Origin of the sequence: Ruegeria sp., assembly GCF_965199275.1 — a bacterium.
Lineage (GTDB): Bacteria > Pseudomonadota > Alphaproteobacteria > Rhodobacterales > Rhodobacteraceae > Ruegeria.
Genome location: NZ_CBDAQX010000009.1, coordinates 91,284 through 115,390, shown reverse-complemented (window position 1 = coordinate 115,390; position 24,107 = coordinate 91,284). Strand labels below are relative to the sequence as shown.

The 24,107-nt window shown below is 59.9% G+C and carries 24 protein-coding genes; 11 read left to right on the top strand and 13 right to left on the bottom strand.

The window, feature by feature from the left end; translation table 11 throughout:
* Nucleotides 1-39: 39 nt before the first annotated feature.
* Entirely contained in the window at nt 40-546 is a 507-nt protein-coding gene (locus ACOERD_RS06330; protein WP_419738422.1) for a DUF721 domain-containing protein, read from the top strand.
* 13 nt (nt 547-559) lie between these two features.
* Nucleotides 560-1,222, top strand: coding sequence for a DsbA family protein (locus ACOERD_RS06325; protein ID WP_170552315.1), 663 nt, complete (start codon nt 560-562; stop codon nt 1,220-1,222).
* A gap of 40 nt (nt 1,223-1,262) precedes the next feature.
* On the opposite strand, the gene lpxK is transcribed toward ACOERD_RS06325, so the two are convergent.
* The 5 genes from lpxK to ACOERD_RS06300 form a co-directional block, all read right to left on the bottom strand.
* A complete protein-coding gene (gene lpxK, locus ACOERD_RS06320; protein ID WP_419738421.1) occupies nt 1,263-2,264 on the bottom strand; it encodes a tetraacyldisaccharide 4'-kinase in 1,002 nt (333 codons plus the stop codon).
* A complete protein-coding gene (locus ACOERD_RS06315; protein ID WP_419738420.1) occupies nt 2,251-3,486 on the bottom strand; it encodes a 3-deoxy-D-manno-octulosonic acid transferase in 1,236 nt (411 codons plus the stop codon). The genes lpxK and ACOERD_RS06315 overlap by 14 nt, the downstream gene beginning before the upstream one ends.
* Nucleotides 3,483-4,283 carry a 3'(2'),5'-bisphosphate nucleotidase CysQ gene (locus tag ACOERD_RS06310; protein ID WP_419738419.1) on the bottom strand — a complete coding sequence of 267 codons (801 nt, stop codon included), beginning with the start codon at nt 4,281-4,283 and terminating at the stop codon, nt 3,483-3,485. The genes ACOERD_RS06315 and ACOERD_RS06310 overlap by 4 nt, the downstream gene beginning before the upstream one ends.
* Nucleotides 4,270-5,616, bottom strand: coding sequence for a TldD/PmbA family protein (locus ACOERD_RS06305; RefSeq protein WP_419738418.1), 1,347 nt, complete (start codon nt 5,614-5,616; stop codon nt 4,270-4,272). The genes ACOERD_RS06310 and ACOERD_RS06305 overlap by 14 nt, the downstream gene beginning before the upstream one ends.
* 108 nt (nt 5,617-5,724) lie before the next feature.
* Nucleotides 5,725-7,245 (bottom strand): DUF2125 domain-containing protein, encoded by a 1,521-nt coding sequence (locus tag ACOERD_RS06300; RefSeq protein ID WP_419738417.1) that lies wholly within the window; start codon nt 7,243-7,245, stop codon nt 5,725-5,727.
* Between the two features lie 139 nt (nt 7,246-7,384).
* Here ACOERD_RS06300 and ACOERD_RS06295 point away from each other — a divergent pair, with 139 nt between their 5' ends.
* The 3 genes from ACOERD_RS06295 to ACOERD_RS06285 are packed head-to-tail and all read left to right on the top strand — an operon-like array spanning nt 7,385 to nt 9,467.
* Entirely contained in the window at nt 7,385-8,128 is a 744-nt protein-coding gene (locus ACOERD_RS06295) for an SDR family oxidoreductase (RefSeq protein WP_170766733.1), read from the top strand.
* Entirely contained in the window at nt 8,125-8,733 is a 609-nt protein-coding gene (locus ACOERD_RS06290) for an enoyl-CoA hydratase/isomerase family protein (RefSeq protein ID WP_419738416.1), read from the top strand. Before ACOERD_RS06295 ends, ACOERD_RS06290 begins: the two co-directional genes overlap by 4 nt.
* Nucleotides 8,724-9,467, top strand: a complete 744-nt coding sequence (locus ACOERD_RS06285; RefSeq protein ID WP_419738415.1) for a VOC family protein — start codon at nt 8,724-8,726, stop codon at nt 9,465-9,467. The genes ACOERD_RS06290 and ACOERD_RS06285 overlap by 10 nt, the downstream gene beginning before the upstream one ends.
* Here ACOERD_RS06285 and ACOERD_RS06280 read toward each other — a convergent pair whose 3' ends face one another.
* On the bottom strand, nt 9,468-9,764 hold the full coding sequence (locus tag ACOERD_RS06280; protein WP_170552338.1) for an HNH endonuclease: 297 nt from the start codon (nt 9,762-9,764) through the stop codon (nt 9,468-9,470).
* Nucleotides 9,765-9,810: 46 nt separating this feature from the next.
* Between ACOERD_RS06280 and ACOERD_RS06275 the strand changes: the two genes are divergently transcribed.
* Complete coding sequence (locus ACOERD_RS06275) at nt 9,811-10,989, top strand: TIGR03862 family flavoprotein (RefSeq protein WP_419738414.1); 1,179 nt, start codon at nt 9,811-9,813, stop codon at nt 10,987-10,989.
* Here the strand turns inward: ACOERD_RS06275 and holA are convergent.
* From holA to ACOERD_RS06250, 5 genes are all read right to left on the bottom strand, one after another.
* On the bottom strand, nt 10,986-12,014 hold the full coding sequence (gene holA / locus ACOERD_RS06270) for a DNA polymerase III subunit delta (RefSeq protein WP_419738413.1): 1,029 nt from the start codon (nt 12,012-12,014) through the stop codon (nt 10,986-10,988). The genes ACOERD_RS06275 and holA overlap by 4 nt on opposite strands.
* Nucleotides 12,011-12,514 carry an LPS assembly lipoprotein LptE gene (gene lptE / locus ACOERD_RS06265; RefSeq protein WP_419738412.1) on the bottom strand — a complete coding sequence of 168 codons (504 nt, stop codon included), beginning with the start codon at nt 12,512-12,514 and terminating at the stop codon, nt 12,011-12,013. The genes holA and lptE overlap by 4 nt, the downstream gene beginning before the upstream one ends.
* Nucleotides 12,501-15,053, bottom strand: coding sequence for a leucine--tRNA ligase (gene leuS / locus ACOERD_RS06260; RefSeq protein WP_419738535.1), 2,553 nt, complete (start codon nt 15,051-15,053; stop codon nt 12,501-12,503). Before leuS ends, lptE begins: the two co-directional genes overlap by 14 nt.
* Nucleotides 15,054-15,126: 73 nt before the next feature.
* A complete protein-coding gene (locus ACOERD_RS06255; protein WP_170638427.1) occupies nt 15,127-15,615 on the bottom strand; it encodes a DUF3576 domain-containing protein in 489 nt (162 codons plus the stop codon).
* 321 nt (nt 15,616-15,936) lie between these two features.
* Nucleotides 15,937-17,118: an ISNCY family transposase gene (locus tag ACOERD_RS06250; protein ID WP_419737631.1), complete on the bottom strand. Its 1,182-nt coding sequence runs from the start codon at nt 17,116-17,118 to the stop codon at nt 15,937-15,939.
* Between the two features lie 194 nt (nt 17,119-17,312).
* Here ACOERD_RS06250 and ACOERD_RS06245 point away from each other — a divergent pair, with 194 nt between their 5' ends.
* Together ACOERD_RS06245 and ACOERD_RS06240 are read left to right on the top strand one after the other, a co-directional pair.
* Nucleotides 17,313-18,398 carry a porin gene (locus ACOERD_RS06245; RefSeq protein WP_419738534.1) on the top strand — a complete coding sequence of 362 codons (1,086 nt, stop codon included), beginning with the start codon at nt 17,313-17,315 and terminating at the stop codon, nt 18,396-18,398.
* Nucleotides 18,399-18,501: 103 nt separating this feature from the next.
* Entirely contained in the window at nt 18,502-19,161 is a 660-nt protein-coding gene (locus ACOERD_RS06240) for a YggS family pyridoxal phosphate-dependent enzyme (protein ID WP_419738411.1), read from the top strand.
* Here the strand turns inward: ACOERD_RS06240 and ACOERD_RS06235 are convergent.
* Both ACOERD_RS06235 and ribA read right to left on the bottom strand, forming a co-directional pair.
* Nucleotides 19,145-19,645 carry a L,D-transpeptidase family protein gene (locus ACOERD_RS06235; protein ID WP_419738410.1) on the bottom strand — a complete coding sequence of 167 codons (501 nt, stop codon included), beginning with the start codon at nt 19,643-19,645 and terminating at the stop codon, nt 19,145-19,147. The two genes, ACOERD_RS06240 and ACOERD_RS06235, sit on opposite strands and share 17 nt — an antisense overlap.
* Nucleotides 19,642-20,736, bottom strand: a complete 1,095-nt coding sequence (gene ribA / locus ACOERD_RS06230; protein ID WP_419738409.1) for a GTP cyclohydrolase II — start codon at nt 20,734-20,736, stop codon at nt 19,642-19,644. The genes ACOERD_RS06235 and ribA overlap by 4 nt, the downstream gene beginning before the upstream one ends.
* Before the next feature lie 162 nt (nt 20,737-20,898).
* Here ribA and ACOERD_RS06225 point away from each other — a divergent pair, with 162 nt between their 5' ends.
* The 3 genes from ACOERD_RS06225 (at nt 20,899) to istB (ending at nt 24,005) form a co-directional block, all read left to right on the top strand.
* On the top strand, nt 20,899-21,585 hold the full coding sequence (locus ACOERD_RS06225; RefSeq protein WP_170375588.1) for a response regulator transcription factor: 687 nt from the start codon (nt 20,899-20,901) through the stop codon (nt 21,583-21,585).
* 193 nt (nt 21,586-21,778) lie between these two features.
* Nucleotides 21,779-23,287 (top strand): IS21 family transposase, encoded by a 1,509-nt coding sequence (gene istA, locus ACOERD_RS06220; RefSeq protein ID WP_419737605.1) that lies wholly within the window; start codon nt 21,779-21,781, stop codon nt 23,285-23,287.
* Nucleotides 23,274-24,005: an IS21-like element helper ATPase IstB gene (gene istB / locus ACOERD_RS06215; protein ID WP_419737606.1), complete on the top strand. Its 732-nt coding sequence runs from the start codon at nt 23,274-23,276 to the stop codon at nt 24,003-24,005. Before istA ends, istB begins: the two co-directional genes overlap by 14 nt.
* Nucleotides 24,006-24,107 lie beyond the last annotated feature (102 nt).

The window sequence follows — 24,107 nt, the reverse complement described above, 5'->3', positions numbered from 1 at the left end:
CCTGCCTACTACAATAGCGGTGCAGGAGTTGGAAACCAGATGCAGCGCAGACGTTCTTCGACCCGCGGGTTCAAACGCACCGCGACATTGCTGAACGATCAGATCAGACGCGCCGGCGAAAGCCGGGGCTTTGCCGTTTCGCGCCTTCTGACCCACTGGGCCGAGATCGTGGGCCAGGACACTGCCGCCATCGCAAGACCCGTGAATGTGGGCTATGGCAGGAACGGGATGGGGGCGACCCTGACCGTGCTGACAACAGGGCCGCAGGCCCCCATGCTGGAAATGCAGAAAGAACAACTGCGCGGCAAGGTGAACGCCGTCTACGGCTACAATGCGATCAGCCGAGTGCGCATCACCCAGACCGCTCCGACCGGATTTGCCGAGGGGCAGGCCAGTTTCGACCACAAGCCGAAACAAGCGAAACCAGAGATCAAACCTGAAATCATGGCCGAAGCGGGCAGGGTCTCGCAGGATGTCCATGATGAAGATTTACGTGCGGCCCTTGAACGTTTGGGCCGCAACGTTTTATCCAAGCAGAAATGCTGAGAAAGGGCTGAGAATGAGCCGTATTGCAACCGTAATCTGTGCGGCTGTCGCCGTAGCCGCTGGTGGCTATTGGATGACAGCTTCGAACACGTCTTCCGTCAATCCTTTGGTTGGCAGCGCCATCGCGCAAGAGGCCAATCTCGACACCTCTACGATCATCGAGATGGTGCAAGGGGCCGAGGATGCGCCGGTCGAGATCATCGAATATGCCTCCTACACTTGTCCGCATTGCGCCACCTTCCATCAGGGTGCCTATAAGCAGCTGAAGAAGGACTTCATCGACACCGGCAAGGTCAAGTTCATCTATCGTGAGGTCTACTTTGACCGCTATGGCTTGTGGGCGTCGATGGTTGCGCGCTGCGCAGGGCCTGAGAAGTTTTTTGGCATTACCGATCTGATCTATCAGGGCCAGTCCGAATGGACCCAAGCAGGTGGTCCAACCGAGATCGTGGACGAGCTGCGCAAGATCGGCCGTCTGGCGGGTATCGACAATGACCAACTTGAGGCCTGCCTGCAGGACGGCACGCGCGCCCAGACTCTGGTGGCGTGGTATCAGGAAAACGCTGAGCGCGATGATGTGACGGGCACTCCGTCCTTTGTTGTGAACGGCAAGAAGGTTTCGAACCAGTCCTATGAGGATTTCAAGAAGCTGATCGAAGACGAATTGGGCAGCTAATTGCTCTTTGGTCGGCCTGTTCTCGGGCCGACCATTTCCGTCACTTAGGAGATGGGGCCGCTTTCAGGATCATCTCTTTGACCTGCTCGGGGTCGTTCACTTGCAGCCGGACGGGCAGGGTGACGACCTTGTTGCGGAAAGCTTGCGGCAGGCGCACTGCGTCTTTTTCCGTTGTAACCATCTGAGCGCCAAGCAGGCGCGCCTCGTTTTCAAGCCGGGTCATCAGCGCCGAGGTCAGTGGTTGATGATCGTCGAGCGCCTCGGCACGCAAGAGCTCGGCCCCTTGCTGGCGCAGGGTCTGAAAGAATTTCTCAGGGTGGCCGATCCCGGCAAAAGCCAGAACCCGCGATCCAGCCCAGTCCATGCCGGTTTGCAACGGCGCGACAACGCCCGTTGCATGGGGCACCGTTAGCTTGTGACCCCATCGTGCCGCGAAGTGCTCTTGCGCTTGCGTATCGCCCAATGACAGAACCAGATCGGCGCGTTTCAAGCCGACCTCTACGGGTTCGCGCAGAGGACCGGCGGGCAGGCACAGGCCGTTGCCGAATCCACGCTGGGCATCCACCACAATGATCGAGAAATCCTTAGCGACCGCGGGATTTTGAAAGCCATCATCCAGAACAATCACGCTTGCGCCCGCCTCGGCCGCGGCGCGCGCACCCGCGGCACGGTCCTTGGAGACCCAAACCTCGGCGAACATGGCCAGCAGAAGCGGCTCATCCCCGACCTGCGCGGCGCTGTGTTTGGTGGGGTCAACCCGAACAGGGCCTTCCAGCGACCCGCCATGGCCGCGCGTGACGACATGCGGCTCGTGCCAGGCATTGCGCAGCTGTTCCAGCACCCAGATCACCGTAGGGGTCTTGCCGGTTCCGCCAGCATTCAGGTTGCCGATGCAAATCACTGGCACACCCGGCTGCAGTCCAGAATTAGAGCCGACCCGTCGCGCAGTGGCCGCCGCATAAAGCCGCCCCAATGGGCTGAGCAGTCGGGCACGCAGCGCCGGGCGCGCGGGGTCCGAGTTCCAAAAGTCAGGGGCGCGCATTGTGGTTACTCCGCTGGTCCAGAAGGTCCTGCAGCATGTCGACTAACAGCTCGGCCTGAGGTGCCCCTTCGGTGATCGCCTGCCATCCCGCCAGCGCCATCCCCGCCGCGCGATCCGGGGCCAGAAGGGCGACGACCGCATCTCCAAGCTCGGTCGCGGTTTTGACCGGATGGGCGGCACCGGCCTCGGCAAGGCGAGCATAAACCGACTGATAGATATCGATATGAGGGCCATAGATAACCGCCGATCCCAGTGCGACAGCATCCAGCGGGTCCTGCCCGCCCGCGCCGCGTTCCAGCGAGCTAGCCATGAAGGACACCGGTGAAACGCGTTGCCAAAGGCCAAGATCTTCGGGCTCAGAGCTGACAATCACCTGCGTCGTGTCCTCGATAGGGCCGCCGTCATCCCAACTGGAACAGCGCAGATCCATGGTTTCAAGCCGCCGCTGCAGCGGCGCGGCCTCGGCCCGATCCGCCACGTGCAAGATCAGCGCCAATCGCGGCAGAATGCGCAGCGCTTGCCGATGGGCACTGAGGACCGAGATGAACTCTTTCGCCTGAACCCGCGCGGCCAGCCAGACCGGACGTCCGGCGAGGGCGTGGTTGGTCTCGATCAATTCGTCCTCGGGCCAGGGGTGCGGGTTCGGACTGAACTGCAGTGGGGGCGCCTTGCGCACTTTGGAGGAAGCAACCCCCATCCGCCGGATCTGGCGGGCCGTTTCGTCGGTGGTGGTGAGGATATGCTCGAAGCAATCGAACGTATATCTGCTGATATCCGGCAGCCACCGCGCATTGCGGGACAAGACGACGTCCAACTGCGCCTCGATCAGAAGCATCGGGATTTTGCGCTCTTCCGCGCGGGTAATGATGCTGGGCATCAATCCCCCTCCGACCCAAAGACCCAGATCGGGGTGCCAATGGTCCAGAAAGGCCCGCGCCGCCCCGGTTTGTTCGGCGGGTAGGTTGACCATGGGAAAGGGGCTTCCGGTCCAGCGGCTCAGGTCGATCTCTGGCGGGGTGCTCAGCAGAATCGACAGGCCGGGTCGGGCCTGTTGCAGTCTGAGGCAAAAGTCACTGATCGCACGCAAGCGGTCGCGTGTTGCGATGTGAACCCAGACAAGCTCTCCGTCCGGGCGGGGCTGATCTGGTCGGATGTTTTGCTGTGCACCCCCCCACGACAGGACCCGGTAGGCCGCAAGACTCAGAGATCGCGGTTTGCTCATGGGGCGATGCCAGGGCCGTTCGGATCAAGCCGGGACGAAAGCTGGTTGTGGATGTCCTGCGCCGCGGCCAGAACGCCGTTTAGCCGAGGCTGCGCGTTGTTGAACCGAAGGGGCTGGCCCGCGCGGTCGGTGCAGATCCCTCCTGCCTCGCGAATGATCAGGTCGCCCGCCGCAATATCCCATTCCCAACTGGGTCGCAGGGTCAACATGCCGTCAAAACGCCCCTCACCGACCAGGGCCATGCGATACGCCAGCGACGGGCGATAGGCACGGTCAAACTCCGGCACCTCGCCATCACACCAATGGTGGCTGTTCATGTTGGGCTTGGCGGCCAGAATGGTAGCGGAGCTGAGGGCTGAAGCCCCCGAGGCACGGATTGGCGCACCGTTCAGGGTCGCCCCCTGACCTTTCGCCGCCGCATAGAATAGGTCGCGCAGGGGCAGGTAGATCACAGCGGCGGTGACTTCTCCGTGCTCAGTAACGGCCAGCGAATGTGCCCAGGTGCGCGAGCCTTCGGCAAAACTGCGGGTGCCGTCAATCGGGTCGATAATGAAGGCGCGGTCCCGCGACAGGCGCTCCGGACTATCCTCGGTCTCTTCGCTGAGCCAGCCATAGTCGGGCCGCGCCGTGGGCAGCATCTGTTCCAGCATTTCGTTGACGGCCAGATCGGCCTCGGTAACCGGCCCGGCACCGTCGGGCTTGTCCCAACGCTGCGCCTGCGCCCCCGAGAAACGGGTCGCGATCTCTCCGGCCTTCCGTGCGGCGTCAATCAGCAGTGGCAGGTCAGTTGCCGGCAAGGGTCATCCCCTCGATCAGCACCGAGGGCACAACGCGCGACAGATAAGGGCGCGCATCATTGGCCGGGATGATCCGTTTCAGCATGTCGCGCAGGTTGCCCGCGATGGTGCACTCATTGACCGGATGCGTGATCTCGCCATTCTCGACCCAAAAGCCAGAGGCCCCGCGCGAGTAGTCCCCCGTATTGGGGTTAATCGTCGATCCGATCATCGAAGTGACCAGCAGCCCGGTTCCCATATCGCGCATCAGATCCGCGCGGCTTTGGGTGCCTTGGGTCAGGCTGAGATTCCAGTTGCTGGGCGAGGGCGGCCCCGAGACGCCGCGCGCTGCATTGCCTGTTGAGGTCATGCCAAGCTTGCGGGCGCTGGCCAGATCAAGCGTCCAGCCGGTCAGCACTCCGTTCTCGACAATCGCCCGGCGGCGCGTTGCCAGCCCTTCGGCGTCAAATGGGCGCGAGCCTGAGATACGTGGGCGGTGCGGGTCTTCAACCAGCGACAGATGTTCCGGCAATACCTGTTCGCCCAGACAATCCTGCAGCCACGACGCCCCACGCGCGATCGCTGCGCCGTTGCTGGCGGCCAGTAAGTGCCCGATCAACGATGATGAAATGCGCTCGTCAAACAGTACCGGAAAACTGCCCGTTGCGGGCTGGCGCGCGCCAACCTGTTCGACCGCGCGTTCCCCGGCCTTGCGTCCGATCTCCTCGGCGTCCCGCAGGTCGGCTTGGAAGGTGCGGCTGTCGCCGTCATAGTCCCGCTCCACTCCGGTGCCTTCGCCCGAAATCGCAACGCAGGATGTTGATCGGCTACTGCGCGCATACCCGCCCGAGAAGCCGTTGGTGGCGGCCAGATGCACCCGATGTGTGCCATAGCCCGCCGCCGCATCCGAGACTTGCGATACGCCGGAAACAGCCAGAGCTGCGGCCTCAGCCGACAGCGCATCTTGCATCAGCGCTTCGGCAGAGGGTTCGGGGGAGGGATCAAAGAGCTCAAGCGCGTCGAGATCCCAGCTGTTGGTCAATTCCTCGCTGGCCGCCAGACCGGTAAAAGGATCTTCGGGCGCTTCGCGCGCCATGGCGATGGCCCGTTCGGCCATGGCCGTCAGCGTTTCGGGACGGCTGTCAGAGCTTGAAACAATGGCCTGTTGCTTTCCCAGAAACACCCGAAGCCCCAGATCGGTGCCTTCTGAGCGTTCCGCATGTTCCAGCGCGCCGCCACGTACCTCGACCGATACGGAAGATCCGTCGATCACGATGGCATCTGCCGCCTCTGCCCCGGCGAGGCGTGCGGCGTCAAGCAATTGCTGGCTGATTTCTTCTGGTGTGCGGGTCATGCGGCCTCCGGATGTGTTGCCAAGGACCTAGCCTTGCACCGCGCCTCTCGCAAGACCCTGACGGTATTGTGTGGGAGGGCCGATCACTGGCGGCCCTCCCGGATAGCATTACTTAATGCGCTGACCATTGGCCTTAATCTGACCGTCTTCAGTGAATTCGATTGTCGAATTCAGCGTGTCGGGTTCATCACCCGGAACAGCCATCATGCCCATCATCATACGCGCACCCAAGGCGTCGTTGTCGGACATCAGGCCCATGCCGATCAGTTTGTCGATCAGTGCGTTGGCCCCAACCAATTGCAGGTTCGCAACGCCAGTCGGAATGGGCATGCCGAATTCGTCGAGATTCTCGTTGTCCAACGTGAAATCACCGTCCCCGGTCAAGCGCGCGCCAACCATCGAGACCAGCAATTCGTTGATTTTCAGCGAATGCAGCTCGGCTGGGACTTCTGCTTCTTCTTCAAGGGCTGCAGCCTGCTCAGGATCGAAGATGTTCAACAGAGCTTTCGCCGTGCCGGTCGTGTCCAGCGCAATGGTGGCCGGATCGCGCGGCAGGTTGCCTGCCGGGTCGAAAATGCTCCAGAGGACATCTGACATGGTGAAATCGGTCAGGTTCAGGCCGAAGGCGAAGGGCGCGGCTTCCTCCGATTCTTGCACTGGGATGTCCAGGTTCAGGCCCGCCTTCGCCATTGCGATCTCGATCGGGAAGGGCAGGTCACCGGTGGTCACCGCCAGTTTCGCGTCATTCTGTTCAAGGTCATAGGCTACATGTTCGCCATCTACGCTGGCCTCAAGTCGACCACCTTGCGACGAGCTTGCCATGGTGAATTGCTCACCTTCGCTAACGCCGCTGATGTCTGTCTTGCCCGAGCCATAGGCGACCATGCCGGAAAAGGCGAAGCCTGCGTCATACAGTGCCTGCGGGTCGGCCAGATCAAACCCAGAGGGCAGGACACTGTCGCCGCTGGATGTCAGGCCGTTCAGTACCCCATCAATCAACCCCGATTCCCCGGTTTCAGGGTCTTTGAAGCTGAACTTATAGGCCATTTGGTCGGCGTCTAGGGTCTGCGTGATCTCGCGATTTTCGCCGATCAGCATGCGCGATGTGCCTGCCATATCCTTAAATTCGATACCGCCTTCCAACGCATCTTCGGGAATTGGCTCGTCTCCGCCCTCGATCGAATCCAACACAATCCCGAGGGCTGCTGCCGAGTAGTCATAGGTCATGTCGGACGGATCACCTGACACAACCATTTCCAAATCTGTCTGGCTGTAGGTCAGGTTTGCTGTGAACTTTTCATCTTCGACGCCGCCCGAAATGACCATCGGAAAGCTACCGGGGAAGCCGACGTTGACGGTGCCATCGCCGTTTTCGGTCAACGTGACCTCGGGCATGGTCATCTGGAACTGGCCGTCCTCTTCGGGGAAGTCCATGGACAGGGTCATATCGTTGATGGTCATGACATCGCCAGCACTGCTGGGTTCGCCCTCGACCGTGTAACCTACGGACCGGAAATACTCTTGCCAGTCGTTCCAGACGTCATTTGCAGTCAGGTCGGCATATGCACCTTGAGTTGCGACGGCATAGGCCAGAGCGGCGCCACAGCTGCGGCGGATGAAAACAGACATAAGGTAACCCTTCTTGATCAATTTGCGCGCATGGTCGGGCTTGTGGCAGGCATCGTCAAGGGGGCAAGGGCTGGACCCTTTCCCCGTTTCCGCGTTACGCCTGTAGCCAAAGGTCAGCCCAAGACGTGAGGAGCGTTAAATGCAGGGAAAAACAGTACTCATAACAGGGGCCAGCCGCGGAATCGGTGCCGAGGCCGCGCGCGTGTTTGCCGCAGCGGGGGCGAATGTCGCGCTGGTGGCCCGTAGTCATGATCAGATTGACGCGCTTGCGGCCGCTTTGGGCGACAATGCGATGGCACTGGCCTGCGACGTCAGCGATTTCGGGCAGGTCGAACAGGCGGTGGCCGATTGCGTCGCGCGTTTCGGCGGTTTGGACGTTCTGATCGGCAACGCCGGTGTGATCGAGCCGATCTTTCACCTGTCAAATGCCGATGTCAGTGCGTGGAGCCAGGCCATAGATATTAACCTGAAGGGTGTTTTCTACGGAATGCGGGCCGCTCTGCCGGTGATGCGGGCGGCGGGCGGTGGGACCGTTCTGACCGTCTCCTCAGGCGCTGCCTCGAACCCGGTTGAGGCCTGGAGCCACTATTGCGCCTCGAAAGCCGGCGCGAAAATGCTGACGGAATGTCTGCATCTGGAAGAGGCTCACAACGGCATCCGCGCCATGGGTCTGTCGCCAGGAACAGTGGCAACCGATATGCAGCGCGTCATCAAGGCCAGCGGCATCAACCCCGTCAGCCAGCTGGACTGGGATGTTCACATCCCGGCGGATTGGCCCGCAAAGGCACTGCTGTGGATGTGTTCTTCGGACGCCGACGAATATTTAGGGGCCGAGATTTCCCTGCGCCAGGACGACATTCGCCAAAGGATCGGTCTGACGTGATTGAACTGACTAAGGAAGACGGGTTGTGGACCGCCACGATAAACAATCCGGGCAAGGCCAACGCACTGACAGGCGCGATGCTGACCGAACTGGCCGAAATCGCCGAGGCCGCAACCGAGGCGCGCGCCCTGATCCTGACCGGCGCTGGCAAGGTCTTCAGCGCTGGTGCTGATCTGGAGGAAGCCCGCGCGGGGCTTGCAACCTCGGACGTCTGGGAGCGGTTGTCGGGTGCAATCGCGGCGCTGCCCTGCCTGACCGTTGCGGCACTGAACGGAACGCTGGCGGGCGGTGCAAACGGCATGGCCTTGGCCTGCGATCTTCGAATCGCGGTGCCTTCGGCCAAGTTCTTCTATCCGGTGATGAAGCTTGGCTTTCTGCCGCAACCCTCCGACCCCAAACGCATGGCCGCATTGATCGGTCCGGCGCGCACCAAGTTGATTCTGATGTCGGGCCAGAAGGTCTCGGCTGAGGAGGCGTATGCGTTCGGTCTGGTGGATCGCATCGTCTCGCCGGACGAACTAATGCCGGCGGCGCGCGAGCTGGTGGCCGACAGTCTGGCGGCCAAACCAGAAATCGCAGCGGGGATTGCAAAGCTTTGTCGCTGAGGTTGTCCGCAGTCAGGCTGCGCGTCGCTGATCCGGTTCGTCTGGCCGGATTCTATCGGGATGTTTTGGGTATGTCTGTGCAGGAAGTCGGCGAATCCCGGCGTGTAGGATACGCTGGCGAAGATGCTGATCTGCTGCTGTTACCGGGGGGTAGGGGGTATTCCCACGATCAGGGGCATCGCTATTGGAAGATTGGGATCACTCTGCCCGATGTCGATCTGGCCGCCGATACGCTTCGAGCCAAAGGCTATATTGTCAGCGAGCCACGTCAGTTCCTCGATATTGGGTATATGGCGCATCTCAGCGACCCTGAAGGCTTTGTGATCGAGCTTTTGCAGCATGATTTTGAAGGCAACCGCCCGGAAAATGCTGCCGACCCTGCGGCCCCGTTCGCCGGGGCGCGAGTGGGTCAGATCACCTTGCGCACAGGAGATATCTCTGCCGAGGATACGTTCTGCCGCGCTCAGGGTATGAAGCTTCTGTCGATGCAGGATGTGGCGGCCTATGGGTTTGACCTGCATTTCTATGCTTTCACGCAAGAGGCTCCGCCCGATCCTGACCTTTGGGCGGTCGAGAATCGCGAATGGCTCTGGAAACGACCCTACACAACGCTGGAGTTCCAGCATGTGCAAGGAGCCCAATTCGCGCCTGTTCCCGATTATCAGGGGATCGAGGTCGAGGGTCTGCCCGCCGCACTATCGGATGCGTTTGGCAATTCGGTTCTGCCCGGCTGATCAGCGCCCGCGCCGTTTGCCCGGAACTTTCGAACGGAAACCGGGCGGACGTTTGCGTACCCAACCTAGGAATTTCTCGAGCCTTGGATGGGCGCGCAGGGCCTCAACCGTGTTGAAGCTACGCGCCAGCTCTGCCTCAGACAGGGTGGCGTGGACCTCTTTGTGGCAGATCTGGTGCAGCAGAACGGTTGGTCCGCCCTTGCCTCCTTTGAGTTTTGGGATCAGATGATGCAGGCTACCGCCGCCATCGGGAATGGGGCGGTCGCAAAGCGGGCAGATCGGATCACTGTTCGTCATGGTTGGGAATGATGCGCCTGCGGGCGGCGAAGGCAAGAGGGCGAAGATGGCGCAGGCAGTGGTGATCGGGGCAGGACCGGCCGGGCTGATGGCGGCCGAGCAGATTGCCCTTGCCGGTCACTCGGTTCTGGTGGCCGAGGCCAAGCCCTCAGTCGCGCGCAAGTTCCTGATGGCCGGCAAGTCGGGTTTGAACCTGACCAAGGATGAGCCCCTTGAGACACTGATCCAATCGTATGATGAAGCCGCAGACTGGCTGCGCCCGATGCTGGCCGAGTTCGACGCGCAGGCCGTGCAGGACTGGGCGTGCGCATTGGGGCAAGAGCTTTTCACCGGTTCAACAGGCCGTGTTTTTCCGACCGTTATGAAGGCCTCACCCTTGCTGCGTGCATGGCTGGCGCGTCTGGCTGATCGCGGTGTCGAGATCCGAACCCGCTGGCGCTGGACCGGGTGGGAGGGGGAAGCGCTGGTTTTTGATACCCCGGATGGTCCGCAACTGCTGCAGCCCGACGCAACCGTGCTTGGCATGGGCGGGGCCAGCTGGGCGCGGTTGGGCTCGGACGGGGCCTGGGCGCCATGGCTGGCAGATAAAGGTGTGCAGCTTGCGCCATTTGCACCCGCAAATGCTGGGCTTTTAGTCGACTGGTCGGATCACATGGCTGCGCATTTTGGCGCGCCGATCAAAGGGGTCGCGCTACAAGCCGGAACCAGGCGCACACGGGGCGAGGCGGTGATCTCGGCCCGCGGTTTGGAAGGCGGGGGCATCTACTCCATCTGTAAGCCGGCGCGAGAGGGTGCGCCTCTGACGATCGACCTGATGCCTGACTTGCCCACCTCAGAAGTGGCCGCGCGTCTGGCAAAACCGCGCGGCAAGATGAGCTTGTCTAACCATCTGCGCAAAGCTCTAAAACTGGGGCCAGTGCGAACCGCGTTGCTGATGGAGTTTGCTCGCCCCCTTCCAGACGCGCCCGACGACATGGCCGCACTGATCAAAGCCCTGCCGATACGCCACGCAGGATTGCGCCCGATGGATGAGGCGATCTCAACTGCCGGAGGCATCACACACGCTGCATTGACCGACGGATTGATGCTGACCGCGATGCCCGGTGTGTTCTGCGCCGGAGAGATGTTGGATTGGGAGGCACCCACCGGCGGCTACCTTCTCACGGCCTGTCTGGCGACGGGGCGCTGGGCAGGAAGGTCGGCGGGCGACTGGTTGAACCGCTAACGCGACCGGGCCAGCATTGCCAGCCGGATCATCGCGCGTTCGACCAAGGCCATCGCGGGGGCCGTTTGCCCGGCCGAGCGTAGCGACAGGTCGGTATCTGTCAGCACTGTCAGCGCCGTCTGCAGCTTTGGCGCGCCCCACCCTTGAGCCTGCCGTAAAATACGGTCGCGTCTTTTGCCGTAGACGGGCGGGCGCAACTTGCCAATCCCTTGCGCCGCCCCACCGGGGTCGGAAGCGCAAGCGTAAAGCGTACGGAAATGCCGGGTCGCGCCGATACACAGCGTCACCCCATTGGTGCCCTGCGCCTGCAGGCGACGGATCAGCGGCCCGATCTCTCCGGCACGGCCTTCGGCGACCACGTTCAATACATCATCCAGCGCGGCCTCGGTCGAGCGGGGCGCGCAGGCTTCGATGTCTTCGAGGCTGAGTTCGCTATCGTCGCCGCGTTTATACAGCGACAGCTTCTCGACCGTTTGGGTGAAATCACCGGGGCTGAGGCTGACCGCCAACTCTCCCAGCGCCGACATCGCGTCGCGCGGGATGTTCTGCAAGCCGGCCCGAGTCAGAATGCGTTCAACCTCGGCCCGAGAGGGCGGATCGTCGTAAATGCCCACAGCATAGGCCGCCGGGTGCGATTCGAAGGCCTTGCGGATTTTCGAGCTGGCTTTCAGCTGGCCTGCTGTCACGATGATCTGAGCATCGCCGGGGGCCCAATCCTCAAGCGCGGCGAGGATCGAGGGCGCGGCGGTATCTGTTGCCTCTTCCACGAACACCGCGCGGGCGCCGGGGAAAAATCCAACCGCTTTGATCGCATCCAGCAATAGCGCTGGGTCGCCGCGCAGATCGCCGCCGGGCATCCGGGTCAGGCGCATTTCTTCTTCGGCGTTTGCACCAAGCAGCGCGGTCAGCACCTGTTGGCGCTTCAAAGCCACGCGCATAGTGTCGGCGCCGTAGATCAGCAACCCGGTCTTGTTCGCGTCCGGTCTGGCAAAATACCCGTCAGCCTCGCGCGGGCTCAACTTCATGAGGTCAGGCCCGGCGTCGCATAGAGGCGATTGACGATCTGGTCGGACAGAATCACCATCAGGCGCTCTCGGGCGTCGCGCTCATCCGCCAGGGTCGAAACGGTGGAACCTGCCGCCGAATAGCCCACGAAATCCGTGACTTCGCCCGAGGCTAGAATCTGCCCGGTTTCATTCGATTTCAGCGTGTATTCGGCGCGCCCGTCGATGGACAAACGGTTGATTTCGTTGGTGGACGTGATCGCAGCAGCCTGGACGGCGGTCTCAACACGGACATCCAGACGGTAGGCATTGCCCGACTTCGCACTGCGCCCCAGCTTTTGTTCGAGGTTTTGAACCAGCAGGTAACTCTCGACCGTGTTCGGGGCCGATACTTCAACCCTACCAAAGAGTTCCGACCCCGCCCCACCGGGCGCATAGATCGGTTCAAACCCGCAGGCGGCCCCAAGAAAACAGGCAGCCAGCGGGGCAAACAAAAAACTTCTGCGGTTAAACGACGACATTCACGATCCGGCCCGGGACAACAATCACCTTCTTCGGCGCGGATCCCTCCAACGCCTTTTGCACAGCTTCGGTGCTGAGTGCGATTTTTTCAACCTCATCCTTGGGCATATCCTTGGGAACGCTGATTTCCGCGCGGCGTTTGCCGTTGATCTGGATCGGCAGGGTGATGGTGTCATCGACCAGCATCGCCTCATCCGCGATCGGCCAAGCAGCTGTTGCCACAAGACCCTCACCACCCAGCAGCTGCCAGAGTTCCTCGGACAGATGCGGCGTCATCGGCGACATCAACTGCGCCAAAGTCTTAGCGGCTTCGCGCTTGGCCTCGGTTCCTGCTTTCGACTTCGCCAGAGTGTTGGTGAAGGCATAAAGCTTGGCGATCGAGGCGTTGAAGCCAAAGGATTCGACTCCCCCCGAAACATCATGGATCGCCTTGTGCATCTCGCGCAGCAGGGTTTCGTCTTCTCCATTGCCCGGAACGTCCGACTCGGCGATCTCGGACGCGATGCGATGCACACGGCTAAGGTGCTTGAACGCGGCCTCGGCGCCGGAAGCTGTCCATTCCACGTCCCGCTCGGGCGGCGAATCGGACAGGACGAACCAACGGGCAGTATCTGCGCCGAAGGCCGAGATGATGCTGACTGGGTCCACGACGTTTTTCTTGGATTTCGACATCTTGGCCGAAGGGATGATCTCGACCTCGGTGCCATCGGCCAATTTGCCGTCGGTCACATCCTCGGGCAGGTGATAGACCGGGCGGCCATTGGCGTCGCGCGTTTGGTAGATCTCATGCGTGACCATGCCCTGCGTAAACAAAGCATTGAACGGCTCAATGGCCTTTTTCGGAAGATGGCCGGTGATCTGCATCGCGCGGGCGAAGAAGCGGGAATAGAGCAGGTGCAGAATCGCATGTTCAATCCCGCCGATATACTGGTCGACATTCATCCAGTACTCGGCCTCAGCCAGATCGGTCGGGGTTTCCGCGCGGGGCGCTGTGAAGCGCGCGTAGTACCAGGACGAATCGACGAACGTGTCCATTGTATCAGTTTCACGCTTGGCCGGAGCGCCACAGGACGGGCAGGGCGTATCCCGCCAGCTAGGGTGACGGTCGAGCGGATTGCCCGGGATCGAGAAGTCGGTGGCTTTGCCGTTGCCGTCATCATAGGGCAGCTCAATCGGCAGGTTCTCTTTCTTCTCGGGGACCGTGCCGCATTTTTCGCAGTGAACCACGGGAATCGGGCAGCCCCAGTAGCGCTGGCGGCTAAGACCCCAGTCGCGCAGGCGGAATTTGGTGACACCTTCGCCCCAACCGGCCTTTTCGGCAAAATCGACGGTGGCGTTGATGGCCTCTTCGCCGGTTGCCTCAGTCAGGCCCGCAAAATGGTTGACCCAGCGGACTTTCTCGGTTTTTGGCGGAACGAATGCGAGCTTGTCGACCGGAGACTCATCGTCCAGCGCAAAGAACGTATCGACCACGGGCAGGCCGTATTTGCGGCAGAAATCCAGATCGCGCTGGTCATGGGCCGGGCAGGCGAAAATCGCGCCGGTGCCGTAATCCATCAGGATGAAGTTTGCGATCCAGACCGGCAGTTCCCAGTTCGGGTCCAGAGGGTGCTTGACCTTGATGCCAGTGTCATAGCCCAGCTTCTCGGCAGTCTCGATGGCCTCTTCTGTGGTGCCACCTTTGCGGCATTCAGCAACGAATTCAGCGACTTCTGGGTTTTCAGCCTCAAGCTGTTTGGCAATCGGGTGATCTGGTGAGATACCGACAAAAGACGCGCCCAGCAGGGTGTCGGGGCGAGTCGTGTATACGGTGATCGGCTCACCTCCATCGGTGCGTTCAAAGCCAAATTGCAGGCCACGCGACTTGCCGATCCAGTTCTCCTGCATCAGGCGGACTTTAGCGGGCCAGTTCTCAAGCGTGTCCAGGGCGTCCAGCAGCTCTTCGGAATAGTCCGAGATCTTGAAGAACCATTGCGTCAGCTCGCGCCGTTCCACCAGCGCGCCCGACCGCCAGCCGCGCCCGTTTTCCACCTGTTCGTTGGCTAGGACGGTCATATCGACTGGGTCCCAGTTCACCACCGCGTTCTTTCGATAGACCAGACCGGCTTCGAGCATATCGAGGAACAGCGCCTGCTGCTGGCCATAGTATTCCGGGTCACAGGTGGCGAATTCGCGCGACCAGTCGATCGACAGGCCCAGAGGCTTCATCTGCCCGCGCATGTCGGCGATGTTGCCATAGGTCCAGTCTTTGGGATGGCCGCCGATCGCCATCGCGGCGTTTTCTGCCGGCATCCCAAACGCGTCCCACCCCATCGGGTGTAGGACGTTATGGCCGGTCGCCAGCTTGTGCCGCGCGATCACGTCACCCATCGTGTAGTTGCGCACGTGACCCATGTGGATTCGGCCAGACGGGTAGGGGAACATCTCAAGCACGTAGTATTTCGGCTTGTCCGCCTTGTGGTCGGCGGTGAAGATTCCGGCCTTGTCCCAGGCCTCTTGCCATTTTGCTTCGATTTCACTGGCCGAGTAGCGCGACATCATGCGGTCCTTCGTAACTGAAAACGCCGGGTAGGAACCCGGCGTGGTCTTTAGAGCGATTTTGAGCGGGTTGCTAGAACTTGTTGTCTGCAATCCGTAGCTGTCTTGCGCGCGAGAGGATCGCATCCTCGACCGCGCGGGTGGTTGCGGCGCTGACCGGAGAGCCCCCGCTGGACTGCAGCGCAACCGAAAGGGAGCGCGCCGCAAGCGCCGGGTCACTTATATGCACGGTGGCGCGATACTGCCGCCCACCGCCCGGAGGGGTGCCGTAACCCGTTACGATCACACCGGTAAAGGGATCAACCTCTTGCACGGGCAGGAAATTCAGAACATCCAGAGACGCCGCCCATAGGTAACGGTTCACGTTGGTAGTCTGCTCGGCATTGTTGGGGCCGAAGATATCCCAGATCGACGTGCGTTCTGGATCATTCAGCTCGCGCTCATCGGTGCGGGTGCTGTTGGAAGTAAGTAGGTCCGGGTTCGTAACGGCGCTGCGATTCTGTCCGCATGCTGCAAGAGTGGCGGTCAGAAAGATCAAACCCAAAGTCGTCGGCAAGCGCATCGTCGGTCGGTCCTGTTTCGCTATAATTGCGGTCATTGGAAGCTACTCCTAGCCAAGGACCCTTTGCGCAACAAGCCTATTCTTATCAAATCCCACTATATCCGCGTGACAGGGCGGTGATCAGGACTGTGGCATCCTTGCACCAATCCAACTTCAATGCGGCCCCGGTATTTAGGCCAACCTGTCGAGAACATTCTGAATTGTCCGGTGTAGGTAACATGCCAATTGTCCGCTTCAGTTGATTGCGCGGTGGCCCAATTCGGAGGGAGCCGTAGGCGACCGTAGATTTGGGCCACCGCGTTCGCGCCACGTCGAAGCGGGTCACGCGACTTTGTGTTTGCTATCCTCCTGTGTGATGGGTGATCCGTCAGGCTGGTAGCGGCCAATGCATCTCGGGCCGTGGAAGATGACCAGTTGACCATCGGGGTATTCGTGGACCCTGACCTTCGCCTTGACGAAATGATGACGGTGCCTGTCTGCCGCGATCTGCATGACCAGGCCCTTGTAGCGCACCGTATTGTCGTTGCCGACGACGCGGTCTTCCTGCACACACAGGGTGTCGCGCACATTGCCTGTAAACGGCACGAAGGCCGAGGTCGTATCCTCCGGCTCCTTTGCAAACAGGGCATTGTGTTCGGGAAGATAGACCTCTTTCAGGAACTGATTGGCCTCTTCAATGGTTGTGATCCCATGGGACCGCAGTTCCTGCGGCAATCGGTTCTGGAACGTGCCAAACATGCGTTCAGACCGTCCACGGGCCTGCGGTGAATAGGCCGGGATCAGCTCAATGCCGAGTTGCTGCAAGGCGCGCCCGACCTGGGTCAGATTGTCCTTGTCCACTTTGCCGCCCGCTTCGGGCGTATGCCAGTAATGAGAGCCCCGATCGGCATAGAGCGAGCAAAACAGACCTTGCGCCTCGATCACCTCTGTCAGCCCCTGAAAACTGCTCATCGTCCCTTCTTCCTCGACAAAGAATGCCGAATAAACCCGGTTGGTGGCATCGTCCATGGTGACGATCAGATCCCACCACTGACCCGGAACCCATTCATGGCTGGAGCCGTCCTGATGCAACATCATGCCAACCATCGGACGGCGGGGCCGCTTGCGCCGATGGGCACCTCGTCGGGGTGCTGCCTGAACCCGGCCGTGGCGCTGCAGTGTAAGCCGCACCCAGTTGTAGCTCTGTGTGAAACCATGGTGGGCCACCAGCTTCTCGTGGAAATGCTTCGGCGTGTAATCCCAGTACTTGGTATCAAACAGTTCAAGCATCTCCATGACCTTATCCGTGGCAACACGATTGTTGGCCAGTTTGCCAAGCCGACGGTCGTACAGACCTTCTGCACCATCCGCCTCAAATCGATCCTCCCAACGCCTGACGGTGCGCACGGATACACCCAGTATCTCAGCCGCCTGTTCTTGCGTCAGCTTGTTCGCGCTTCGCCGCGAATACACATCTTCAAACTTCATCAGTCGAACTTCCTGTAACACTTCTGCTCGGTTCATAACGCCTCCTCTCAGAGACAGAATAGAACCGGACAGATCGCATGTTACATACACCGGACATATCGCGTGTTAGCGACACGGTATTTAGGCCAACCTTGCACAAAGGGGGGGAAAAGAGCGAAACGATGACCGTGCTGAGACATATGCTTTGCATGTGTCGAGTAGATAAACTTTTTGAAACCGAGGGAAACAAGATGAAAAAAGTTCTCTTCGCAACGACGGCGCTGGTAGCGACCGCAGGCGTTGCAGCAGCTGAAGTTAACTTCAGCGGTTACGGCCGGTTCGGTCTGGGTTACCAGGAAGACCGTACGCAAACCACCACCCTTACCGATGCTGGCGCCGACGGCGTGCCGGGTACTTCCGATGATGTGTCGTATGCAGGTACGACTGAGTCTGACGACGTTATCCTGGTTTCGCGCTTCCGTCTGAACATTGACGGCATCGCAGAAACCGATGGCGGCGTTCGCTTCGAAGGTCGTATTCGTGTACAGGCTGACGACGATGGCCAAGGTGAAGCTGGTACAGCTCAGCTGAACGGCGCACGTTACTCGGTTATCTTCGGTGGTCTGCGTGTTGACGCTGGCAACATCGCCGGTTCGTTCGACAACCTTGCAAACTACTACGGCTACGAAGTTGGTCTGGAAACATTCCTGGGTCAGTACTCGGGTGTTGACTATAGCTTCGCAACCTACAGCTCGACCGGTGCAGGCGTAAACGGCGTCTTCTTCCAGTACGCTGTTGGTGACTTCGCGTTCGGCGCGTCGTATGACCAAGCTGCAACCATCACCGCAAGCAACCATGTTGCTCCGGTTCCGCCAGCAACCGTCGGTACACTTGACCTGACCGAAGAAGATGGAGACCGTTGGGACATCAGCGCGACCTACACCTTCGACAACATCACTGCCGCTCTGGCCTACGGTCGTCAGACCGACGGTGGTTCGGGTGACGACCCAAGCCTGCTCGTTTTCACCTTGGGTGCTGAGTTTGGTGACTTCGCAGGTACTCTGTTTGTTGCAGACGATAACACCGAAAACACCGAAGTAGATGCCACCGACGGCACTGCATACGGTCTGTCGGTTGCCTACAACGTTGGCGCTGCAACCACTATCCAGTTCGTCTACGGTGACGGTTCGGCTGATGGCGATACCCGCAACGTTGGTATCGGCGCTCACTACGACCTGGGTGGCGGTGTATCGCTGCGCGGTGGTATCGGCCAGATCAAAGAAGGTGAAGCAGACAGCTTTGTCCGCGCCGACTTTGGTGCCCAGTTCAACTTCTAAGTTGATCTGAACCACACGGTTCTAGGGCGGGTCTTCGGACCCGCCCTTTTCTTTTGCGCCGACATGGTGTTTGTCTCGCTGCAAACCAGATTTGAGGATCATCATGTCGCTGTCAGAGATTTCCGCCCGTATCGCAAAAGCCGAAGCCAAAGCAGGCCGGGCTGCCGGGTCGGTGAAGCTGATCGCCGTATCCAAGGTACAGCCAAATGAGCGTGTGCAGGATTTGCTAGAGCAAGGCCACCGGTGCTTTGGAGAGAACCGCGTGCAGGAAGCGGCCGGTAAATGGCCCGCGTTCAAGGAGCAATTCGAAGGCGTTGATCTTCACCTCATCGGCCCGCTGCAAACCAACAAAGCCCGTCAGGCGATGGAGCTTTGCGACGCTATCCACTCGGTCGATCGCCCGAAACTGGCCAAAACTCTGGCGCGCTTGGCGCAGGAGCTGGGGTCCTGCCCAGACCTCTTCATCCAGGTCAATACGGGGGAAGAGGAACAGAAGGCCGGTATCCTCCCCGCAGATGCGGATGGGTTCATTGCAGAATGCCGGGCGCTGGACCTGCCCATACGCGGTCTGATGTGCATCCCGCCGGTCGAGGAAGAACCCGCTCTGCATTTTGCTTTGCTGGCGAAGATTGCCGACCGCAACGGCCTCCAGGGTCTTTCGATGGGCATGAGCGGCGATTTTGAACAGGCGATAGCGCTGAGGGCTACCCACGTGCGCGTTGGCTCGGCGATCTTTGGCGAACGGGTCAGACCTCAGGAATGATCAGGCGCGTGCCGGGTGTGATCCGCTCGGCTATCCAGCGCAGGTGGTCGCGGCGGAAAGCGACACAACCCTCGGTCGGATAACCCGGTCTCCGCCATTGGTGCAGGAAGATGGCAGAGCCTTTGCCCGGCACTGCATTCGGCCAGTTCCAATCGGTCAACAGCACCAGATCATAGAGAGGGTCCGCGCGGCGCAGCCGTTCATGGCTGAACGGATAGGGGGCAGTGACCAGTTGGTTGTAGCGATTGTCGTTCGAATCGTCCGACCACAGGTCTTGCGGGCCGATCGGAATAGCCCATGACGTGGGGGCCGAGATCCGATCCGCGCGGTATAGCATGCCGACAATGCGATGAACACCGACTGGCGTGGCGCCATCGCCTTCGCGTTTAGTGCTACTTCGCCCGCCTTTCCCGATCGAGCAGGGAAAGGACCGCCCCCGGAACCGAATGCCCCGTGGGGTCAGCACCAAGTCTGCGGGCGTCACAGCAAATGCCCGGATTTCGCGGCCTTGGTCTCAAGATATCCGCGGTTATGGGCGGTCTCCCCGACTTTCAGCGGAACCCGCTCGGCGACGGCGATCCCCGTGCGCTCCATCATGGCGATCTTCGCGGGATTGTTGGTCAGCAATCGGACCGAGCTGAAGCCCAGCGATTTCAGAATATCCGACCCGAGGCGGAAATCGCGCTCATCATCTTCAAACCCAAGGCGGTGGTTGGCTTCGACCGTGTCAAAGCCCTGATCCTGCAAGAAATAAGCGCGCATCTTGTTGGCCAGCCCGATTCCGCGCCCTTCCTGATTCAGATAGAGCAAAACTCCGGCTCCCTCGGCACCCATCTGAGCTAGCGCGCCGCGCAGCTGAGGGCCGCAGTCGCATTTCAGACTGCCCATGATGTCGCCGGTAAAACAGGCCGAATGAAGCCGTGCCAAGACGGGCTTGCTGCGATCCGGTCGCCCGACCTCGACCGCGTAATGCTCTTCCCCGCCGTCTTCGGGGCGGAAAACGTGCAGCCGGCCAGCCTCGGAAACTTCCATCGGCAAGCGCGCGGCGACAACGGGGTGCAGGGCGCTGCGATCTGCCAGATGAGGCGCAGCGCGTGTGTGATCGATGCAGGTCAAGCCATGGGTTGCCACGAAATTACGGCCGTCTTCGACCGGCAGCACCACGGCGGCAGGCAGCAATCGGGCCGATTTGGCCAGCGCGATGGCAATACGGTGCAAATTGGCATTGCCCTGCCTTTCAGTCATCAGAGGCCCTTTCATCGGCGTATTCAGATCGTCCGATGGGTCCGCCACGGCTTGTACCCATGCCATGTCTGCATCCGCCGGGATCAACACCCGCGCCAGATCGCCGTCGTAAGCGCGTGCTTTCAGCGTTTCCGCCCGTCGCCCGGTGATCGCCACCACAGGTGCCCCGCCCAAACTGCGAAGATCGGCCAGTCGCTGGGGCGTGAGCGTCTCGGCCGAGATGGCCAGAACGCTGCCGCCATTGTCATCCACCAGCACGATTGGCACGCCCATCCGCAGGTCAGCCCGCGCGCGCGCCAGCAATTCGGTGATATCGGGGATGAGACTCATCTATGTTACCCTATAACGTTCGACCCTTTTCCTAGCGCTTTCGGCTGGAATTGTGAAACATTTCCGCTGCGTCTGACACGAAGGCGTGAGACGGTTGCAGTATATCTTGTTGATTGCATATTCCACGCGCAAGTGATGGGAAAGGCTTTGGAGGACCCAAGAATGGCTCAGCTCAAGAAAATCCTGTTGGTGGATGATGACGAGGACCTGCGCGAGGCGCTCAGCGAGCAACTTGTGATGACCGAGGATTTCGACGTGTTCGAAGCCTCTGACGGAGCGTCCGCGATGGAGCGTGCGCGCGAAGCGATCTATGACCTCGTGATTCTGGATGTGGGTCTTCCCGACACGGACGGTCGAGAGCTGTGCCGCCTTATGCGCAAGCAAGGCGTCAAAAGCCCGATCCTGATGCTAACGGGCCATGACAGCGATGCCGACACGATCCTGGGTCTTGATGCCGGTGCCAATGACTATGTCCCCAAACCGTTCAAATTCCCGGTTCTGCTGGCCCGCATTCGCGCCCAACTGCGCCAGCATGAACAGTCCGAAGACGCCGTATTTGTGCTTGGCCCCTACACGTTCAAGCCTGCCATGAAGATGTTGATCACTGAGGAAGACCGGAAGATCCGTCTGACTGAGAAAGAAACCAACATCCTCAAGTTCCTCTACCGCTCGACCGATGGCGTGGTGGCACGCGATGTCCTGCTGCATGAGGTCTGGGGCTACAACGCAGGCGTGACAACTCACACGCTGGAGACGCACATCTACCGTCTGCGTCAGAAAATCGAGCCTGATCCCTCAAATGCTCGCCTTTTGGTCACAGAGTCAGGTGGATATCGACTTGTATCTTGATCCGAGGTGGATTGATTTGGATCAAAGTGATACCCTGAAGTCATAATTAGGTTACTCCCAACCCGTGCATGTCCGGGTGTAGAAAAGCGTGCAATTTTGACCCCCTAAGCGGGGAAATCGGCGTCCAAATTTGACCCCTCCCTATGGTTGTAGACATCCTTTTCATTGAGCAGTCGATGGAGAGGCAAGCGGGATGATTTGCGTGGAAACTATTAGAAAAGTGCGTCGCTTACACCTGATCGAAAAAAAGAGCATCAAGGAAATTTGCCGTTCGCTCAATTTGAGCCGTGCAACGGTTCGAAAGATAATCCGATCGGGAGTGACGGAGTTCAAATATGAGCGCAAATCGCAGCCATACCCGGTGCTCGGGCCTTGGCGCGCGCGTCTGGATGAAACGCTTGAGGAGAACGAGGCGCTTCCGAAGAAACACCGCAAGCGGATGACCAAAATCTGGAAGGAACTCTCCGATGATGGTTTTGGCGGCGGGTATGACAGTGTTCGACGCTACACAAAGAATTGGCGCATTGCGCACGGCCGACAACAGGCGCAGGCGTTCATCCCGCTGATCTTTGATCCTGGGGAGGCGTACCAGTTCGACTGGAGTGTGGAGACGGTTTTGATGGACGGTGCACTCACGACCGTGAAGGTTGCCCATTTCAAACTTTGCCATAGCCGCATGCCATTCTCCATTGCCTATCCGCGCGAGACGCAGGAGATGGTCTTTGATGCCCACGACGAGGCCTTCAAATTCTTTGGTGGAGGCTGCATCAACGGGATCTACGATAACATGACGACCGCCGTCGATGCGATCCTGTCGGGCAAGGAAAGAAAGTTCAACAAGGCATTCTCCCGGATGTGTTCTCATCATCTGGTGAACCCGATCGCCTGTACGCGCGCGGCCGGTTGGGAGAAGGGTCAGGTTGAGAATCTGGTCAAGGAGAGCCGCGCCTATAGTTTTACACCGCGTCTGGAGGTGGCCGACTTCGATGAATTGAATGCCCGGCTGCAAAAAGACGCGATCAAACGCGCAAAAGAACTGCGGCATCCGGAAAACCTGGAGGTGACGGTCTGGGAGGAGTTCCAGCAGGAAAAGCCGCTGCTGACGCATCTGCAGAAGCCCTTCGTCGGGTTCCGTGAAAAGACGGTCGCCGTGAGCCGAACCTGCCTGATCAACTTCGAAAGAAACAAATACAGCGTTGAGGCAAGAGCTGTTGGACGTCAGGTCCAGTTGCAGGTCTACGCCACGCGGATTGTCCTGCGCCAAGACGGTGAGATTGTCGGAGAGCACGAACGGTGCTTCGGCCGAGGAAAAACGATCTTCAACCCTTGGCACTATGTGCCCGTCCTCAAGCGCAAGCCTGGCGCTCTGCGCAATGGAGCACCGTTCCGTGACTGGGACCTACCACCGGCAATGACGCAGATCTGGACCCATCTGCGGGGCACATCCGACGGAGACCGGCAACTTGCCGATATTCTTTTCGCTGCTTACCAGCACGACATTGATGTGGTCGAGGCTGCCTGCGAAGAAGCTCTAAAATCTGGCCTGCGCAAGGCCGATGCGATCCTGAACATTGTCTCTCGGCGCACCAATCCCCCGCCGCCAAAGGCGATTGAGCCGCCTGCCCACCTGCAGCTGAAAATGGCACCGATCGCGGATTGCGCTCGCTATGACAGGCTTGGAGGCTCCCATGCAACTGCGTAAGGAAATTCTCGAACTTGCCCGTCAACTGAAGTTGCCAGGCATCGTCAACTGCTTTGACGAAGTGATGCAGGCCGCAGCCAAAAACAACTGGCGGCCCCAACAGGTCGTGGCCGAACTCCTCACGGCCGAACTGGCCGAAAAGACTGCGCGCTCGATCCGGTATCAGATGGGTGCCGCAAAGTTCCCGGTCTGCAAGTCCTTACCTGAGTTCGACTTCACGGTCAGCCCCGTCAACGAGGAAGTCGTGCGCAATCTTCATGACGGCGATTTTATGGACCAGGCCAGGAATGGCGTGCTGGTCGGTGGAACCGGATCGGGCAAAACGCATCTCGCAACAGCGATCGGGGGCCACGCGGTCAATAACCGCCGGCGGGTCAGGTTCTTCAGCGCTGTGGATCTCGCGAACAAGCTGGAGGCTGAACATCGCGAAGGCAACGCCGGGCGGCTCAGCGAGCAGCTGATCCGCGTCGACCTCGTGATTATAGACGAACTCGGTTATCTGCCGTTCGCAGAGTCTGGTGGACGATTACTCTTCCATCTCATCAGCAAACTGTACGAGCGAACGTCTATTCTGCTAACAACCAACCTCGCATTTGCTGAATGGCCGAGTGTGTTCACAGATGCCAAAATGACCACTGCTCTCCTGGATCGACTGACACACCATTGCGATATCATCGAAACCGGGAACGAAAGCTGGCGAATTAACCACCGCGACTAACCTCGAAATCGGGGAATAAATTCAAAACAGACAGCAGGTCAAACCTTCAGTCGAGCTACGCTCTCTTTTCGGTTTGACCTGCTGTCCACCCCCTCCTGAATC